General features: G+C 60.0%; 14 protein-coding genes and 3 pseudogenes. 9 read left to right on the top strand and 8 right to left on the bottom strand.

The window, feature by feature from the left end:
• Window position 1: 1 nt before the first annotated feature.
• From FJ943_RS14880 to FJ943_RS14855, 6 genes are all read left to right on the top strand, one after another.
• Window positions 2–391 (top strand): response regulator, encoded by a 390-nt coding sequence (locus FJ943_RS14880; protein WP_140722465.1) that lies wholly within the window; start codon window positions 2–4, stop codon window positions 389–391.
• Complete coding sequence (locus FJ943_RS14875; RefSeq protein ID WP_140722657.1) at window positions 381–1,073, top strand: response regulator transcription factor; 693 nt, start codon at window positions 381–383, stop codon at window positions 1,071–1,073. The genes FJ943_RS14880 and FJ943_RS14875 overlap by 11 nt, the downstream gene beginning before the upstream one ends.
• Window positions 1,074–2,209: 1,136 nt before the next feature.
• Window positions 2,210–3,766, top strand: coding sequence for an ABC transporter substrate-binding protein (locus FJ943_RS14870; RefSeq protein WP_246671877.1), 1,557 nt, complete (start codon window positions 2,210–2,212; stop codon window positions 3,764–3,766).
• 52 nt (window positions 3,767–3,818) lie between these two features.
• On the top strand, window positions 3,819–5,621 hold the full coding sequence (locus FJ943_RS14865; protein ID WP_140722459.1) for an ABC transporter ATP-binding protein: 1,803 nt from the start codon (window positions 3,819–3,821) through the stop codon (window positions 5,619–5,621).
• A complete protein-coding gene (locus FJ943_RS14860) occupies window positions 5,618–6,475 on the top strand; it encodes an ABC transporter permease (RefSeq protein ID WP_140722456.1) in 858 nt (285 codons plus the stop codon). The genes FJ943_RS14865 and FJ943_RS14860 overlap by 4 nt, the downstream gene beginning before the upstream one ends.
• The gene (locus FJ943_RS14855) at window positions 6,476–7,471 is read left to right on the top strand and encodes an ABC transporter permease (RefSeq protein WP_140722454.1); all 996 of its coding nucleotides are present in this window, start codon (window positions 6,476–6,478) and stop codon (window positions 7,469–7,471) included.
• A gap of 10 nt (window positions 7,472–7,481) precedes the next feature.
• On the opposite strand, the gene FJ943_RS14850 is transcribed toward FJ943_RS14855, so the two are convergent.
• The 4 genes and pseudogenes from FJ943_RS14850 to FJ943_RS14835 all read right to left on the bottom strand — a co-directional run.
• Entirely contained in the window at window positions 7,482–9,332 is a 1,851-nt protein-coding gene (locus FJ943_RS14850) for a PAS domain-containing sensor histidine kinase (protein WP_140722451.1), read from the bottom strand.
• A gap of 49 nt (window positions 9,333–9,381) precedes the next feature.
• Window positions 9,382–10,092 (bottom strand): response regulator transcription factor, encoded by a 711-nt coding sequence (locus FJ943_RS14845; protein ID WP_140722448.1) that lies wholly within the window; start codon window positions 10,090–10,092, stop codon window positions 9,382–9,384.
• A 623-nt stretch (window positions 10,093–10,715) separates the two neighbouring features.
• Window positions 10,716–11,078, bottom strand: a complete 363-nt coding sequence (locus FJ943_RS14840; RefSeq protein ID WP_246671876.1) for an SPW repeat protein — start codon at window positions 11,076–11,078, stop codon at window positions 10,716–10,718.
• Between the two features lie 302 nt (window positions 11,079–11,380).
• A pseudogene (locus FJ943_RS14835) lies at window positions 11,381–12,490 on the bottom strand (SbmA/BacA-like family transporter); the annotation flags it as partial.
• A gap of 952 nt (window positions 12,491–13,442) precedes the next feature.
• On the opposite strand from FJ943_RS14835, the gene FJ943_RS14830 reads away from it, so the two are divergent.
• Window positions 13,443–14,207, top strand: a complete 765-nt coding sequence (locus FJ943_RS14830; RefSeq protein ID WP_140722445.1) for an ATP-binding protein — start codon at window positions 13,443–13,445, stop codon at window positions 14,205–14,207.
• 151 nt (window positions 14,208–14,358) lie between these two features.
• Here the strand turns inward: FJ943_RS14830 and FJ943_RS30005 are convergent, their stop codons facing one another.
• From FJ943_RS30005 to petA, 4 genes and pseudogenes are all read right to left on the bottom strand, one after another.
• Window positions 14,359–14,586 carry a pirin-like C-terminal cupin domain-containing protein gene (locus FJ943_RS30005; RefSeq protein WP_246671889.1) on the bottom strand — a complete coding sequence of 76 codons (228 nt, stop codon included), beginning with the start codon at window positions 14,584–14,586 and terminating at the stop codon, window positions 14,359–14,361.
• 228 nt (window positions 14,587–14,814) lie between these two features.
• A pseudogene (locus tag FJ943_RS30000) lies at window positions 14,815–15,029 on the bottom strand (pirin family protein); the annotation flags it as partial.
• Window positions 15,030–15,310: 281 nt separating this feature from the next.
• Complete coding sequence (locus tag FJ943_RS14820; protein WP_140722442.1) at window positions 15,311–16,582, bottom strand: cytochrome b N-terminal domain-containing protein; 1,272 nt, start codon at window positions 16,580–16,582, stop codon at window positions 15,311–15,313.
• Between the two features lie 15 nt (window positions 16,583–16,597).
• A pseudogene (petA, locus tag FJ943_RS14815) lies at window positions 16,598–17,022 on the bottom strand (ubiquinol-cytochrome c reductase iron-sulfur subunit); the annotation flags it as partial.
• Between the two features lie 525 nt (window positions 17,023–17,547).
• Here petA and FJ943_RS14810 point away from each other — a divergent pair.
• A complete protein-coding gene (locus FJ943_RS14810; protein WP_140722439.1) occupies window positions 17,548–18,132 on the top strand; it encodes a glutathione binding-like protein in 585 nt (194 codons plus the stop codon).
• 37 nt (window positions 18,133–18,169) lie between these two features.
• Window positions 18,170–18,463, top strand: coding sequence for a hypothetical protein (locus tag FJ943_RS14805; protein WP_140722436.1), 294 nt, complete (start codon window positions 18,170–18,172; stop codon window positions 18,461–18,463).
• Window positions 18,464–18,503: the final 40 nt, after the last annotated feature.

The raw sequence follows: 18,503 nt of genomic DNA, 5'->3' as shown, positions 1-18,503 counted from the left end.
TGTGAACAAGTGTGGACCTGTCGTGGCGATAGTCGATGACGATCCAAGGCTGCTTGAGTCGCTTGAGGATCTCCTGGAGTCCGCGGGCTATGTGGCCCGCAGCTTCTCGTCGGCAAGATCGCTGCTCATCACCGGGCTTTCGGGCTTAGATCTGCTTATTACGGACATCGGGATGCCTGGTACGGACGGCTTCGAACTACGTGACTTGGCTAGGCAGGCGCGCCCAGAGCTACCAGTGTTCCTGATCACCGGCCGCCACGAAATAGCGGATCAGATTCGCGCCAAGGGCATCAACGAGTTTTTCCGCAAGCCTTTTGACGGCCAGGCCCTGCTTGCGGCCGTCGGCGACGCATTACGCGACAAAAAAACGGAGGATAGACATGAGAGTTGACCAGCCGTTCGCACGGAAATCGGCGCCGTCACCGCGGCATCAGGGAAATGTAGGCGAGCAGCCGCTCGTCATGATTGTCGATGACGACGCGGCCGTTCGAGAGGCGCTATACGAATTGGTCCTGTCCGCGGGTCTTCGGCCGGTCTGCTTTGCCTCGACCCACGAATTGCTCGACGCCGAGATATTGGACAACCCCGGCTGCCTGATCCTCGACGTGCGTATGCCGGGGACGAGCGGTCTCGATCTGCAGCGTCATCTTGCGAAAAGCGGAAACCCTAAGCCCATCATCTTTCTGACCGGGCATGGCGACATTCCGATGACTGTCCAAGCAATGAAGGCCGGCGCCGTGGATTTTCTCACCAAGCCGGTGCGGGATCAAACGCTGCTTGATGCCGTGATGGCTGGCATCGCGATGGACGCTTCGCGGCGGGCGCAAGCCGTTGTCGTCAAGCGCAACATCGAGCACGTCGAGGCGCTGACGCCACGCGAGCGCGAGGTTTTGCGTGAAGTCGCGCGCGGGCGCCTCAACAAGCAGATCGCCTTCGACCTCGGCATCAGTGAAGTGACGGTCAAGCTGCATCGCGGCAATGTCATGCGCAAGATGGAGGCCACCTCCATCGGCGAGTTGATCCGGGCATGGGAAACACTGCCCGCGCCGATGCGCGAAGCGGGTGCGACCTAGACTCTGGTATAGGCTTTGGCAATCGCCATATGTCCGACGGATTCCGCGATGCGTCGGTTCATGAGCTTGGCCAGGTCCGGGGCCTGATCTACTCACCGCGAAGGCCTCCGGACATCTTGGCATGCCTGTCCTGCACCTTGGCATTGCACGAGAGATGCTTCTGTAGAATAGGTTCGCGGCCCAGATCGGCGCATCCTCCTCGTAAGCCATCACGACTGGCGAGTTTCGATCGCTCCTTCGCCCGCCCTCCCGAATGCGACCGGCAGGTCGATTCGACAGTCGTGATGGTGAGCCGGATGTTCAAGGCCACATCATGGATGGATACGATGAACAAGGATGGACTCTTCTCCGTTGGCGCATCCCGCCGCGATGTAATGCCGTCTAGTTGCGGCCAGGACGACCAGATCGTCCCGGTCAAGGCCTCGCGAGTAAAGTTGGCGAGGCTGATCAAGGACGCCGCATGGCATCACAACCACGCGCTGGGCTCAGGTGAACGCAGAACTGCCGCCCACCTTAATCTCAAATCAGGATCGCGTGTCGTCAGCAATTTCTGCGAACTCGCAATGACTATCCTTGGCGACCTTTCGCGTACACTGAATCGCGTGTCGGGCGGACCGCGAGGCCAAACGTTGTGCGCTCGCATTGCTGAACGACAGCCCGATTGCTGGTTTTGTCGGCTTATGTCTCGGATTGTAGAACCGAACCACTGCGCCATCGAACTAGCTAACTGGGTCAGGCGCGGGACGCCGACTGAGGCGGAATGGCGGATGGACGATCAATGGAGCCACGACCGCTAAGGCATGAAACTCCCGCCGAATGGGCGGCCTGTGCATATGCGCAACCCGTCCGCGAAACAGCGCCAATCCGCATTTGAAGGGCCACGGCGGCCCGGCGACGTGCCAGCATCCTATGCCTAGGCATAGGATGACCAGTGCCCAGTACTCTATGGACCCCGACCGACCGGCAGTAGTACCGTCTGAGCGGTACACCGCTTGGTTATACCGCGAGGATGGAGAAACCATTATGAGATCGGAGCCCTCCGGGTCCCCAATAACCCAGAGATGCCTCGTTGGCCCCTGCATTGATCGCGGTGGCCTTGCTGCCGTCGCTGAGAGACCGAGCCAACGGGAATGCTCATGCAGATATACGCTTACCTAACCAAACGACCCGGCGAGCGCAGCTTCTGTCCGCGGATGTTGCTGCTCGCGTTCGGTTTGCTGCTTTCGGTAGCGCCAGTCCACGCCAACGGGGTGCTCCGCATCCCCTACGTGGCCGACATAGGCACGTTCGATCCGGACAACGGGTTTGAGACTGGCGCGATGAGCGCAATCGACAACGTCTACGAAGGTCTCGTCGAGTACGAGCCGGGTTCGATCAAGATCGTTGGTCTGCTCGCCAAGAGTTGGGAGATCTCGGATGACGGGCTGACGTACACCTTCCACCTGGTCGACGGTGTCAAGTTCCACGACGGCACGCCCTTCAATGCGGCGGCGGTCATAAAGTCGTTCGAACGCCGTCGGGATCGTGGACTGATCCTGAGCTACTTCCTGTCCAATGTGAGGGACATGAGGGCGCCCGACGCTTCGACGGTGGTGCTTACTCTGGGCCATCCTCAGCCTTCGTTCCTCGATTCTCTTTCCAGTCCGTGGGGGCCAAAAGTTATAAGTCCGGCAGCGCTCGCCGATCATGGCAACGGCAACTTTGCGACGACCTGGCTCAACGAGCACGCAGTGGGCACCGGCCCGTTCAAGCTGGCTGAATTCAAACGCGGTCAGCGCTATGTGCTCGAACGCAACGACGACTATTGGGGCGACAAACCGTTCTTCCAGCAGATCCAGATTTCGGTGGTGCCCGATATCAGCCAGCAGATACTTCAACTGCAGGCGGGTACGATCGATGCCGTACCGCTCAACTACCCATTCGCGCAACTCACCAGCCTGCCGGGTGGGCTGGAGGTGACCACCGCCCCGAGCATGATACCGTACTATCTCTTCGTTAAGCCGAAGTCGCCACTCGACGACGCGGACGTCCGCAAGGCCGTTTTGACAGCGATCAATCCAGCGCTGTGGATCAAGGACGCCTTTGGGCAGTTCGCGAGCCTGTCGAAGTCGGTTTATCCGAACGTGATGCTCGACCCAGTGAATCCGATTCGGTTTCCGACGGACTTAGAGGCAGCCAAAGCCGTAATCGCCAAACGTGGCGCGGTCAATTTGGTCATTGGTCTCCACAGCGCGGCCCCTAGTTACAGCCGCATCGCCGACCTCATGATAGCGCAACTGGCGTCGATCGGCGTGAAAGCGACGGCTTACGTGCTGCCTTCCGGTGCTGCCTACACCTTGAAGGATGACCCGAACCCTCCCGATTTGCTGCTCACAATTGCAGGCCCGGACGCCGCCCATCCGGAAAACCAGGCCAAGGTGTTCTTCGCAAAAGGCGGTGTTCTGAACTATTTTGGCCGGGTCGTGCCGGAAGCCGACGCCATCGTGGACCAAGCCGGACAGTTGACCGACGTCAAAGAACGCGACGCACTCTACGAGAGAGCGGGGCACATGTATTTCGATGCCGGCATCGTCATCCCGCTCGTCGACGTCAACGACGTTGTTGTCCACGCCAAGGGCCTGACGGACCTTGGACTCCGTCCCGTATACCCGCCCGGCAACATCGACTTCGGCACCGTTCGCTGGAGCCCTTGAAGACCGGCCATCCGGTTCATTCCGAAGCAGGTAGGTCAGGCTCGCACCGCAGATGATCAAGCTCTCGCGCAGAATGTCCGAACCCGTCACCGGGTCCGTCCTCGCCGTCAAAGACCTCTCAGTCATTCTCAGCCGCGAAGGCCGTCCTTCACGCGTCCTGGATGGCATCGGTTTCGAGATTTTTCCTGGCGAGATTATCGCGCTGGTTGGCGAAAGCGGTTCCGGCAAGACAAGCATCGGGCTGACGCTTCAGGGGCTCCTGCCGTGCGAATACCGGCCGCGGGTTGCAGGCTCGATCCGGCTTGCGGGGACAGAGCTTGTCGGCGCGGGAAGGCGCACCTGGCAGTCGGCCCGTCGCCACCTCGTTCGTGCCATCTCGCAAGATCCGATGGGCGCGCTAAACCCCACCATGACGATCCGCCATCAGATGCGGGAATCCAATGGCGGGGCCGAAGGATCGGCCGAAGACTGGCTCAGCCGAACCGGCCTGCCTGACTCGGCCCGCATCGCCGATGCGCTTCCGCATCGCCTGTCGGGAGGGCAGCGTCAGCGAGTGCTTATTGCCATGGCGATGATGGCAAAACCGAAGCTGCTTATCGCCGATGAACCAACCACCGCGCTCGACGTCACCGTGCAGGCGCAGATCCTCGACCTGTTGCGCGATCTCGCCCGCGAGCAGCAGACGGCAATTCTGTTCGTGACGCACGATCTGAGCGTAGCGGCCTCACTGGCTGACCGCGTGCTTGTTCTCTACGCTGGACGCATCGTTGAAATCGGCCGCATGCGGGACGTTGCCCGCAACGCCGCACACCCCTATTCCGCCGGTTTGCTCGCCGCTCGATACGATCTGGACTCTGATCGACGCCGCCCGCTTCCCACGCTCCCGTCAGAGCGCACGCCTTCCATCAACGTCGATAGAGCCTGTGCCTACGCGACGCGTTGCCCGATCGCCCAGCCAGACTGCATGGCGATCCGCCCGCCGCTGGAGCCTGCTTCGGTGCACGGTGGCGAAGTCGCCTGCCTTCACCACGAACAAACGCCATTTCTCTCAGCGCAGCGCGCTGGTGCGAAACCATGGCCGGCCCATGCGATCCAGGAAACCGCCGCCTTGAGGCTGTCCAATATCGGAAAAACGTTCCCAACAGGAGCCAGATCGTTTTGGGGGCGGCGCCAACCGCAGCCCGTTCTCAGGTCGGTCAGCCTCTCGATCAAGCTTGGCGAGTGCGTCGCCCTTGTCGGCGAAAGTGGCGCCGGCAAATCCACCCTTCTAAGGATTGCTGCCGGGCTTGTGGAACCCGAGAGCGGCACTGTTGCCCGCTTCGACAAGTTTCCTCCGCAAATCGTGTTTCAAGACCCCGTGGCGGCGCTGACGCCGTGGCTCACGATTGGCGAGCAGATCGGCGAGCGTCTGCGGGCTATTTCACCGGACAGTGACTATGGCCGCCGCCGCGTCGGAGAGGCAATAAAGCTCGTCGGCCTCGATCCGGTCCTGATGGACGCGCTACCGGCCGAGATGTCGGTCGGACAGTGCCAGCGCGCCGTTTTGGCTCGCGCCGTAATCGTCCCCCCAAAACTTCTGCTTTGCGATGAGCCGATCAGTGCCATGGACGTGTCGCTGGCGGCCACCACCTTGAACCTTCTTGGTGACCTTCGGCGGCGACTGGACATGGCGATGCTGTTCGTGACCCACGATCTGGCGGCCGCCAGGATCATCGCCGACCGCATCGCGGTGCTGAAGGACGGCGAGTTGGTCGAGGTTGCCGATCCAGACGCCCTCATTGCCGCACCACAGGCCGCCTACACGCAGTCTCTCATCGCTGCGATGCCAAACCTTCAGGCGGGAGACGAAGGATGACTATACGACCGGACACGCTGCCTGTGAGGCCTCGGTTCAACTGGCGCGAGTTCTTCCGGCGTGCCGGTTGGCTTGAAAGCGTCGGCGTTGTCGGCATTCCTGTGGTTACCATTGTCGCCCTGCTGGCGCCCTGGATCGCGCCGTTCGACCCACAATTGCGCGTCGCCGCAGCCTACCTGCCGCCATCGGCCGGACATTGGTTCGGCACCGACGAGATCGGCCGCGACCTGTTCTCACGCGTCATCCTCGGCATTCAATACACGTGGCTGCCAGGGCTTGCAGTCATCAGTTTCAGTCTTGTTGTGGGCTCCCTGGCCGGGCTGATTTCGGGCCTGATGGGCGACACGGTCGACCTGGTCATCGACCGCATCATCGACTTGTTCCTGGTCCTTCCGTCAACAATCATCGCGCTCGCCGTCGTGGCTTCGCTTGGCCCGGGGCTCGTCAACACGCTGATCGCGATCGGCATTATCTGGTGGCCCTGGTATGCGCGCATATCGCGTGACGAAATTCGCCGTCTCAAGGCGCGTCCTCATGTCGAGGGAGCGCGGATAGCCGGGGTCCGCGGTCCGCGCCTGCTGTTGCGCTACCTGTTGCCGGGAGTGATCCCAGCCTTGCTCATCGGGGCGTCACTGGACGTCGCCAACATCATCATGACGATGTCGCTGATGTCTTTCCTCGGCCTTGGACTGCCTGCACCGGCGCCTGAACTCGGCGCGATGACATCGCGCACCCTCGACAGTCTCACCGTCCATTGGTGGCTGCCGATCTTGCCGGCCGCGATCATCTTTCTGCTTTGTCTCCTCGCCAACCTCGCGGGCGACGGCATTCGCGCCGCGCTGAGGGGGGCGTAGATGCTGGTTTACCTCGTCAAGAGCATCGTCGGCGCCGTCGTCGTTCTCTTGCTGATGAGCTTCATCGTTTTCGGTCTCCAGAGCGTTATCCCTGCCGATCCTGCGCGGGCCATCGCCGGGCCGAGTGCTCCGCCAGAAACGGTTGAAGCAATGCGTAAGCAGCTCGGGCTGGACGACCCGGCTGTCGTTCAATACGGGCGCTTTCTATTGCGCCTCGCGCATGCGGATCTGGGAATGTCGGTAAGAACCCGGCAGCCGGTATTCGATGACATCAGACAATATCTTCCCGCTACCCTTGAACTTGCGTTGGCCTCGATCGCGTTGGGAGTGGCGCTATCCGGTGTCATGACGGCCCTACAATTCCTCATACCGGGATCGGCCGGCATACGGCTCGCTTTAATCGGGATGGGTTCCACACCGATCTTTCTGTCAGCCCTGCTTCTCGCCTATTTTTTCTGGTTCCGAATGGACTGGCTTCCCGGAGCGGGCCGACTCGGACCTGCCTACCGCGACTTCGCGGGTCCCACGGGATTTAATGTCATCGACGGAATACTGGTCGGCCAGCCCGAAATCAGCGTCGACGCGCTGCGGCATCTGATCTTGCCAGCGCTCGCACTGGCTTTGCCGATAGGCATAGCGGTTGGGCGAAGCCTGAACGGAGCGCTGCACAATGTCATGGGCCAGGCATATGTGCGGACCGCACGCGGCAAGGGACTGAGCGAGACAAAGGTGCTGTTGCGCCACGGCTTGCGCAATGCCGCTACTGCCCCTTTGTCAATGCTCGGTCTCCAGGTCCGCCTTCTCCTTGGCAATCTGCTTGTTGTCGAGCGCGTTTTCGGGTGGCCAGGCCTGGGTCTTTACACGGTCCAAGCCTTTGCCAGCGCCGATCTCCCGGCAGTGCTGGGTGTCGCCATCGTGTTCGGGATCTTTTACATTCTGGTCAATACACTCATCGAAATCGGGCAGTCGATGGCCGATTCCCGGATAAACCTTTGAGAGCACCCAGTCAGGCGCTTGCTGTTGCGCTGGTGGGTGCCTTGGTTGTGTCGGCAGCGCGGATGGGGAGGCTGATGGTTATGGATGCCCCCCCCGCCTCAACATTTTCCGCCCAAAGCCGTCCGTAGTGTGCCTCGACAATCGAGCGGCAGATTGCAAGGCCCATTCCCATTCCATCTGGCTTGGTTGTATAGAACGCCTCGAAAATCCCCTCCAGATCGGTAAGCCCACGGCCGCGGTCGCGAACTTCGATCTCAACTGTTCCGTCATTCTGACGCCGCGACACGATCCGCAGGTTTCGTTCGCTGATGCTGACGTCCTGCATCGCTTCTATGCTGTTGCGAACGAGGTTCAGGACGACCTGCTCCATCTGCACGTGATCGGCAGCCGTCTCGGGAAGGCGGGGGTCGAGGTGGAGGTCCAGCTTGACGCTATTCGATGTGAGCCTCTCACCAAGAAGATCACACACTTCGCGGATCACCGCATTCAGATCGATCGCGCGCGGTTCGCCTTCGGTCTTGCTGAACAGCGCCCGGATGCGACTGATCACCTGTGCTGCGGCGTCGGCGTTTCTGATGATTTTCTGAGCAACGCGGCTGGCGTGATCGAAGTTTGGCGGATCGGCGTTAAGCCATCTCTGGAACGCGCCGGCGTTGGCCACGACGGCCTGCAGCGGCTGGTTGAGTTCGTGCGCAATGGACACCGACAGTTCGGACAGACTTGCGGCGCGCAAAGCGCGCGCGAGCCTTTCGTCCGCCAGACGCAGTGATTCCTGGGCTCGGACCTCGTCGTCGACGTCGAAGTTGACGCCGTACCAGCGAAGAATAGTGCCGTCTTCGTCGCGTAGCGGTTCGAAGCGCGAATCGATCCAGCGATATACTCCGTCCTTCCGGCACAGCCGACCTTTGTGTTGGAGGGGCTCTCCACGCGCAAAGGACTTCTGGAACACTGCCTTGACCGCTGCCCTGTCGTCGGGGTGGAACAACTCCACATGCAAGGCGAATTGCCGCGTGCCTCGCGGCTCCTCCCTGGCCGAGTCGACGCCCGCCCAGTCGACGAACCGTTTGTTGAAATAGTACGGCAATCCCGCCGGCGTCATCAGCCAGATCATGGTGGGAACAGTATCGACGAGCAGCCTGAGTTCCCTCTCGCTCTGGCGCAGCGCGGCTTCCGCCTTGCGCCGGTCGTCGATGTCTTCGGTATGCCCATACCAGCCGATAATTCGCCCACTCTCATCGCGCGAGGCAACCCCGGTATCGCGAAACCATCTATAGGTGCCATCGAACCGGCGCAAACGCTTCTCCACGATCATCGGCTCGCCCGTCTCTAGACTGTGGCGCCATTGCGCCATGCTTGCCTCAACATCGTCGGCATGAACAAATCTCCGCCACCAAGAAAAGTCGTCGGCATTCATGATCTCACGTATTTCTTCGGTCGTGACGCCAACGTACTCAAGAGCTGCGGGATTGAGGAACCGAAGGCGTCCGTCCGGATAGGCGGACCAACCGAGGCCCGGAATGTCGGTGAAATTCGGCCCGGGATCCTGGTATACCCGATCATAGAAGCTGATGGTCCTGAAGATTTTGACCACCAGCCATAACCCAAACGCTCCGGCAACAAATGCCGTGAGTTGGACGGGACCGTTTTCTGCCCCATATGCCGGTGACAGCAGGATAGCACCTGCAAGAAAGCTGGCCGTTGCAACCGAGACCAATCCAGCCTTCCAGCCGACGCAGATGCTCACCGCAGTGACCGCGACCAGCAAGCCGGAAGGCTCGCGTGCGAACCAAGCAAGCAAGACGCTCGCCGCTCCTATCGCCGCAGCCGCGACGCGGCGCTGATGCGATGACGTCAGTTGCATTTGAGATCTCTCGAGACCGCCGCTCCGTTCGGCTCGCCGTCGCGCCCCATTAATGAGTTAAATGCGCCTCTGCCCCCGATTGTAAGACGGCCTTCCCTGCGGTGGAAGCCATCTTCAACTGGTACAATATGTCGGGTGGAAGCGATTGACAGACGTTGAATAGATTAGAGACGGACCGCGCATCCATCTTCTTCATCATATTGCTGCGATGAAGCTTCACCGTGATTTCGCTAATACCAAGATCGAACGCGATCTGCTTGTTCATCGCACCGGAGATCACAAACCTCAGAACCTCCCGCTCGCGGGGTGTAAGTGTCTGGTACAGGGCCGAGTTCTTTTTAGCCACGGCTGATGCCGCCCTTCGAGCGACGTCGTTAGCGATGGCCGTCGACACGGCGTCTAGGAACGTCTGGTCACGTACCGGCTTGGTCAGGAAATCCACTGCACCCGCCTTCATAGCCTCGACGCTCATGGCAATGTCACCATGGCCCGTCAAGAATACGATCGGAGTCAGTATCTCTTTTGTCACAAGGAGCTGCTGGAGATCCATTCCGCTCGTACCGGGCATTCGAACATCGAGAACTATGCAGCCAGGACGGTCTGGGAGCTTTGAGCCGAGCACTTCCTGAGCCGAGGAAAACGATATCGAATCGATGCCAACTGAATTTAGCAACTCCTCCAATGAGTCGCGAACGTCTGCATCATCGTCGACCAGAATCGCTAAGGGGCTGTCTGTGGTTTGCGAATCTGCTAAACGCATACTCCTCACCTCCGCGCAATCTCTGTTGAATACGAACTGACCGCATTCGCGCGGCTATTATCAACCCCGTCATTCACACGTCAACCAAGCTGCACCTGCAATTCGGCGAAAATTCTCGTGCGACTGGTAGCCCGGAGATGACGCGCTGATCGCACCTTCCCCTCGGAGTCCTGACGTTACGGAATGACGAAAACCCGCGCAACGGGACAAAGGGCGACTGGCATCTGAAGATTTGATTGGCTGATCTAGACCTAGGTATAGGTCTACAGCGGTTCGGCTTGAGTGGGTTCGCCACACCGGGGTTTTTCCTACGGAACGACACTCAACTGGATGCCACAACACCGTCGCCGCAAGGCAATCTAGACGGTCAGCGTCACCGCGTTTGCTACAGAATAATTGCGCGGCGGCGGTCGAAGGCATGATCGCAGGATTCTTCCCGGGCCGCCGAGAAGCGTCGTTTAGTAACTAGCGGGGATACATCAAGCCATGGTCGATAAATGCGAGCCGGCAATCGAGGCTGAGACGGCGTGTCATTGACGCCGACACTGGAAGAGGCGCCGAGACGCAGGAGCAAGCCGATGACTTGCTCTTGTGAGCTGCACCACGACGCCCCGTATTCGAAGTTAATTGGTGCTCGAATGCGCCCGCGTCCTGCGACTTGCCACAAGTTGCAAGGCAGCGAACGTTGCTACGCAAATCCCGATCAAGACATGCGTCCACATCGAGCCCTGTGCCGATCCGAAGCCGAGCAGGAACGGAGCTACCACCGCCCAGCACCCTAAGGTGAGGTTGGACCATTCCGCCCAATCCCCATAGCGATAGAGGGCGGCGGCAGAACTGCACACAATCAGCGTGCCCACGACGCCGGCGTTCCATGCCGCAGCAGGCAGCCCGACGAACATGATTGCAGCGCAGGCCAAGCCTGCGCCGAGAATAAGGCTGGTCCATTCCAACCCCTTGCTTGGCACATCACTTCTCATCTTCATCTCCTTCTTCAGCCGTACCACGGAGGTGGCAGGTACGCTGAGAATGGGGCAGTCCGGTGCACCAGCCTATTCTACGCAGGCACCTGTTCGCCGATGCTAAAGTCTAGGGCGGCCATGCGCGGTGATTGCAGAAGATATCGAAGTACTCGGCTCACAGCCCGCCGGGCATGGGCAATAGAGTGGTGGATTAATCTCGCCACGAGCGCGAGACGCAGTCGCCCCTTCTATTCGGGATAGCGAGCTTCAATGTTATGGAAGGTTAGGCTGTCATCGGCATTGCCGCCAACCTCACTGCTTTCCTTGTCGTGCTGCACGTCGGTCTTGTCCAGCGCGATGCGAAAATCGGCGACACGCATCAGCGTGGCGCGCCAGTCGGCGATGCCGCCGATGTTGTTGATGAACCAGCGCAGCGAGGAATTCACCTGGTTGAACGCGCCGACCGCCATCATCAACCCGCCAAAACTGATGTCGCCCGAAAAATAAACGGGCGCCGCGACAAGGATCGGGGCCACGACGCTGATCCAGCCGTAGGTGTTGGTCACCCAGGACAGGTTGATCTGGGCTGTGTAGATGCGCCGCATCGCGTCCAGCAACGTGCCGAGGTCGATTTCGAGCCGTCGCCTGGCGTCGGTTTCGCCATGGTGGAGCGAGATAGCATCGACGTTCTCATTGACCCGCACCATGGAGGAGCGCAGTTCCGCTTCGCGTGCGTAGCGATCACCGTCGAGCCTGATGAGCGGGCGCCCGACCAGCCAGCTCAGCCACAATGCGATGCCGGCATAGAGGAATGCCGCCCATACCATGTAGCCTGGGATCGCCAGGGAATAATCGCCGATTTGGAAGACGGAGCCGGACGAAAGCCGCCAGAGCACGTCGACAAAGGACGCAAGAAGGACGATCGACTGCAACAGCCCGACGCCAAGGTCCGTCGACAGATCGGAAAGATGCGCGGCGTCCTGCTGCATGCGCTGATCGGGATTGACGCCGATGGAACCCGCATTTGCCAGCCGGGAGGCCCTCGCCGGGCGCATCCATTGGTCGATCAGGTCGAGCGTCAGCGCCTCGCGCAGCTTCAGCCGGATCATCTGGTTAAGCCACGTCTGGCCGATATTGAGCACCAGAAGTCCGCTGGCAATGAGGCCAAAGATAATGAGCTGATGCAGGAAGACCGCCAAGTCCCGACGCGCCAGCGCGTCGTAGAAGGGCTGGTTCCAGCTGTTGAGCAGGACCTGTCCGATCGATGTCGCGATAATGACCGCCCCGATGCCAACCGACGCCCACAGCAGCCAATTGCGGTCCGGCGATGTCTTCAGACCCAGCTTGATCGTCGCCAGTTGGTCGCCGAGACTGCTGGCCTCGACCGAGACGGCGGCCTTCTCGACACCGGATTTGGAATCCGCTTGATCAGCCATACATGAGATCCATGGTTTCAAGGCGGCCACATCGGCGCCGGAGCCGCGCAGCGAACGCGGCACTACGGGCAAGAATCCCAGCCGCATCTCCGCCAGGGTCTGCACAAACAGGCACGCCGATGTCTCGATTGGCGGTAAGCCGCGATCACCGTGCTGAGCAGGATTGGGGGCGCCCTTCGCCGCTTGAGACGGCGAAGGGACCGAGGTCTCTTGCACCGGTCCTTGACGTTTCTGCCATCGGGACTAGTGGCCCCATATGCCCTGGCCATATTCTTCGTGGGGACCAATTGGCCTCCGCACGGTCTGCGGTCCGCCGCAATTGCCATCCGGCTTCTTGGTCGAGGAAGTGTGCACGGTATCAGTGGCAATTGTGGGCTGCTGATCTGCGCCTGACCCACAACAGTGGTCGCTTCCGGCAGAGGCGACTCCCGCTGAAAGAAGGAGAGCGGCGGTGACAAGGATCGTCTTCATCTTGGTGACTCCGGTGTTGATTTCCATGGCATTCACCCGACCAAAGATATTAGCGGAGCACCTGCCATACGATCAGACCAGGGGGCCGCCTGACCCATACGAAGGATTGTGGCGTGCAAGCTGAAGGGCAAGGGATGCTGCCAGTATCGGAGAGGTTGTCGGTATCTATGCGTCGGCTCCAGCTAGGAACCGAAAGCTATCTCCGCCGGGTTGTGCTGGCGGCCCGAAATGCAGAAACACGGCTGCCGTGTCACTTGCGATTCCGACCATTTAGCCAACCGATCCTACACTTTGGCATTGTATGGCAGACCCTTCCGCACAATTGGTCCGTAGGCCGGTTCAGCGCACTCTCATTGGGACTGGTCACAGCAGACCGCAACAGTCTGGTCTGCACCCTTCCTCGATCCAATCGACCGGACATGCCCTCCACTTTCGCGACTCCTGCAATACCAAGTGCCGACAAAGCAAACGGGGGAATGGAATGTCAGGCTTAGAACTGAAAGTTGATGTCTTCTACCTTCCGCCGGACCGTCCTCCTGGTGGCCATTCCAAACAGTTGTCGGCCGCCGGCATCGTTCACGACCTGGGCAATCTTATCCAAGTCGCCTCATCCGCCTTGAACCATTTGGCCCGCGACCCCCACGTCTCGGCGGCGCCCGATCTTGGGCCTGTAATTGCCGGCGCGAAAATGGCTTTGGAACGAGCTGGCGGCCTGGTCAGGCAGACCATCAGGGCAGCCGGAGGGATCTGCTCTGACATCCAGCAGGCGAACGTAAGCGACTGCCTTTCGGAGATCGAGACACTCATTCGTAGCGCTTGGGATGCCAGTATCCGGCTTGAGGTCAGAGTCGATCCCGACATGCCTTTGATAAGGTGCGATCGGATTGGTTTGCAAAATGCGGTTTTGAACCTCCTGTTCAATGCGCGGGACGCGATGCCCGACGGTGGTCTGATCTCAGTTGGCGCCGCCCTGGCTTCTGAACGATCTACAACCGGTCAGATCGATATTCGTGTCGAGGACAATGGAATTGGAATGACCGAGGAGACCATGGCCCGCGCATTCGATCCCTTCTTCACCACCAAAGGCAAAGGATTAGGCGGAGTTGGCTTGCCGATGGTGAAGCACTTTGCCGAGGAGTCGGGCGGAAGCGTCGCTGTGCAGAGCACGCTAGGGGCCGGCACGACCGTGACATTGCGGTTGCCGGCTGTGCGATCGGCGACGAATTCTCAGCTGAATATCCCATAATCAGGCGAGCCCCGGAGGACAGTCACGAGACCAGAGGATGCATGCCAAGGCCGTTTAAAATATTCGGCCGTATCGTTCCGAGTTGTCGAACACCGCCAAATTACTGCTTCGCGCACGTCTAGTTACCTGTTGGATTCGCGGGTTGGGGTGGTCAAATATGGCGCGCCCCGGCGAGCGGCTCACCACCAATGAGCATCAGTCGCGCCGCGTGGAAGGCGGGTGCCTGAAGCACAACTTCCACTCCGGGCGTCAGCACTATCAGTTCGGCCTCTTCGAACATCCCACACTGGCCGGCAATCCCAACCTCACCGGCAACCACATAGATCGCACGATCACGATGCTCGGGCTTCAACTGGTATTGCGCGCTGCCCGTGAGCACGATTTCGGCATAGATCGTTTCGGAAAAGGTTTTGACCGAAGAGACCAGCCCTTCCGAAGCCCCGGCGATCAAAGTGAATTCGACACCATCGGCGCAGATCCGCGGTATTTTGGGTGAGCCGTAGTGTGCGAAGTCGGCCGCAATGTCCACGTGCCGGGAGGGGATGGCGATCCAGGCTTGGATGCCGAGAAGATTGCTTCCTGACGCCCGTAATTCTGTCGGCGCGCCCTCGGAATGGACAATCCCAGACCCGGCGGTCATCCAGTTGACCTCACCCGGAAGGATGCTCTGCGCTCTGCCGAGACTGTCCCGATGGTCTCTCCATCGACGAGGTAGGTCACGGTTGCGAGGCCAGCATGGGGGTGCGGCCGCATGTCGAAGCCGTGATCTGCATCGAGCTCTTCGGGACCGAAATGGTCGAATAGGACAAAGGGTCCGATCATGCGCCGATTGGCGGAAGGCAATGCGCGCCGCATCTTGATGCCGTCCGCCTGGTCGCGGGCCATTGGGAGGATGACCGTGTCGATGCCAGCGAGGCTGCGTTGCCAGTTAGCCATGACTATCGATCCTTGTTTGTGTTCAGTCGACGAGTGCTGAAAGCGGCTGGACGTGAACAGCGCGAAAAGACCGTCTGCGTGGCGCAGTGTTGCAACTCGTATGCCGCTGACCTGCAATCCTGCCCTCGTCAGAGGCCGACAGCATCGCCATCGTCAGACCCACGTGTCTATTCTTCTGCCTTTGAGCGGGCCACATTCTTTTGGAGCACTGCTTCGGTGATCGAATGCGGCAAAGGGCGCGGCGTCTCGATGAGCCCGAGCAACGGCATCACGATGATGAAGAAAGCGAAATAGTAGAGCGTTGCCAACTGGGACATCGTAACGTAGGCGCCATCCGCCGGCTGTGAGCCGAGCCAGCCGAGAAAGAGCGCGTTGGCCACGAACATCCAGAAGAACAGCCGGTACCAGGGCCGATAGACCGCAGAGCGCACCTTGGAGCTGTCCAGCCACGGCACCAGGAACAGCACCGCGATCGAACTGAACATCGCCAGCACGCCGCCGAGCTTGGAATCGATCGGTCCCGCATTGAAGGTGATGGCGCGCAGGATCGCGTAGAACGGCAGGAAGTACCATTCCGGCACGATATGCGCAGGTGTCTTCAGCGGGTTGGCGACCGTGTAGTTGTCCGGATGGCCAAGAAAATTCGGCAGATAGAAGACGAAATATGCAAAGAAAAACAGGAACACGATCATGCCGAACGCGTCCTTGACCGTCGCGTAAGGCGTGAAGTCCACGACATCGGTCTTCGATTTCACCTCAATGCCGGTAGGATTGTTCTGGCCCACCACGTGAAGCGCCCAGATGTGCAGGGTCACTGTTCCGACAAGCAGGAATGGCAGCAGGTAGTGCAGCGCAAAGAAGCGGTTCAGCGTCGGACTGTCGACGGCGAAGCCGCCGAGCAGCAAGTGCTGGATCCAGTCGCCGACCAGCGGAATGGCGCTGAAGAAGCTGGTGATGACAGTGGCGCCCCAGAACGACATCTGCCCCCAGGGCAGCACATAGCCTATGAAGGCTGTCGCCATCATCACCAGCAAGTTGGTGCAGCCGAGGATCCACAGCAATTCGCGCGGCGCCTTGTAGGAGCCGTAATAGAGCCCGCGGCAGATGTGGATGTAGACGGCAATGAAGAAGAACGATGCGCCGTTCGCGTGCAGAGAGCGAAGCAGCCACCCCGAATTTACATCGCGCGTGATCTTCTCGACCGAATTGAAGGCCAGCCCCGTATCGGGAGCATAATGCATTGCCAGCACGACACCGGTTATGATCTGCGATGCCAGCATGATCGTGAGGATGCCGCCGAACGTGTACGCGTAGTTCAGATTGCGCGGCACGGGATAGACGATGAAGGAATCATGCACCAGCCGTGGTAGCGGCAGTCGAGTGTCGAACCAGCGCTCGATTCCAGTCTTGGGTTTGTAGGTCGAATGTCCCTCGCTCATCGAAATGTCCTTGCGTCAACCGATACGGATCTTGGTATCGGAAATGAACCGGAACACCGGAACCGCCATGTTCTCCGGCGCCGGACCTTTGCGGATGCTTCCTGCGCTGTCGTATCGAGAGCCGTGGCACGGGCAGAGCCAGCCGCCGAATCGCCGTCTTGGCCAATCGGGATACATCCAAGGTGAGTGCAGACCTGAACCATCACCAACCAGGCTTCCTTGCCGGGCGCGGTGCGGTTGGCATCAGTGGCGGGCGCGTCGGCGGGCAGATTGGCGTCACGGGCAATCGTATCCTTGAGGGCAGCAAGATCGACGGCCTCGCCGTCCTTCATTTCCTGCCTGGTGCGGTTGTGCACGACGACCGGCTTGCCGCGCCATTGCACGACGAGCGAATTTCCAGGCGTCAAGGAAGAGACGTCGACCTCCACTGAGGCAAGTGCCCCAGCGGGCGCGAGCTCAATGGGACCGCGTTCGAGTTCGGAAGGATCGGTCATGATGACGGACTCCTATTGCCGGAACAGTCTCTACATCGCGCCGGCGGCAATCGAGCAAAGCAAGGCTGCGGCGGTCGTATTGAAAGGTTCCTGGTCTCGGATTGAATCATGCAGTCCGTGGCCGGATGCGAGCCATCGTGCCAAGGGCACATGCGTCCAATACCTTCGTTTATGATTTGCTGAGCCAAGGAATGGCCTGACGACCGAGGAGGCTATGCTTGGCGGCAGGGTCCTGGATTCTTCCAGCTACCCTTCCTAATGCCGAACGTAGCGCGCGCGGCAAGCAAAGAGCGATTGTTTCAGCCCGGTCAAACCTCGGAATAGGCGTGCCTGGCGATCGGCGTCGTAGCCGTCCTCCATGTCAAGTGCGAAGCTCTGGGGTGCGCCGTCGAGGTGCTGGCGGAAGGTCGCCTAACGGCCTCCCGCTTCGCCAGATGCGGAATGTCATCTGCGTTCAGAAAGAGAGAAATCGTGAAACTCTACTACAGCCCTTTCGCCTGCAGCCTGGCTGACCACATCGCGCTGGAGGAGGCAGGCGCTTCCTTTGAGCGCGAGGAGGTTGATCTCGAGACGAAACGAACGGCTTCCGGGAGAGATTTCTTCGCGGTCACGGCAAAAGGTTACGTTCCGGCTCTTGTGTTGGATAGCGGCGAAACGGTCACCGAGAACATCGCCGTTCTCGATTGGATCGCATCGCAGTATCCGCCGCTGGGTGTACCAGAGCTTTTGGGCCGGACCCGCATCCTGGAAATGCTGAGCTACATTTCGACCGAGATTCATCCCAGCTTCAAGCCCATGTGGCATCCCGGCCGGGATGCCGAGAAATCCAAGGCCAGAGTGACTTTAGCAGGGCAATTTGAGCTCATCGGTGACGGATTGAAGACACACTATCTCTTTGGCGATCGGCTCAGCGTCGCCGACTGCTATCTGTACGTAATGCTGCTGTGGGCAGCGCGCTTCGAAGTTCCCCTTCCCGCCTCTTTGGCGGCCTTGCGCAACCGGATGGATGCGCGACCGGCAGTGCGCATCGCTATGAGAGATGAGGGTCTCGTTTAAGATCGCCTGGCTCCGAAATCAGCGAGGAGTTTCCGTCATGTTGGCATTCTTGCATGCACTTCAGCCGATCGCTGCCGAGCGCGGCGATGGGTTGCGCCCCGAACTTTTGCGGCAGCAAATTGATGACGTGCTCGATCTGAATTTATTGGACAACCAACCAGTGCTGGTCGGTCCGGTTGAGGAAAAGGTCGCGAAGGCAGTGACGGCGACGCATCGAGTGCAAAGTACGGGGTGCGCGCTCGACAACAAATCCGTCATTCGCGGTGCCACATGCACGACGAAATCGACGACCGTTGCTGTCGCATGTTCGCGCTGCCGCGGCAGTGGCTAGCGAGGCCCGTTTGGTTTGGACGCGTCCGTCCTGGGGGCCC

Origin of the sequence: Mesorhizobium sp. B2-3-10 (assembly GCF_006442275.1) — a bacterium.
GTDB lineage: Bacteria > Pseudomonadota > Alphaproteobacteria > Rhizobiales > Rhizobiaceae > Mesorhizobium > Mesorhizobium australicum.
Note: the sequence above shows the minus strand (reverse complement) of the source record. Positions and strands in the feature narration are given on the sequence as shown.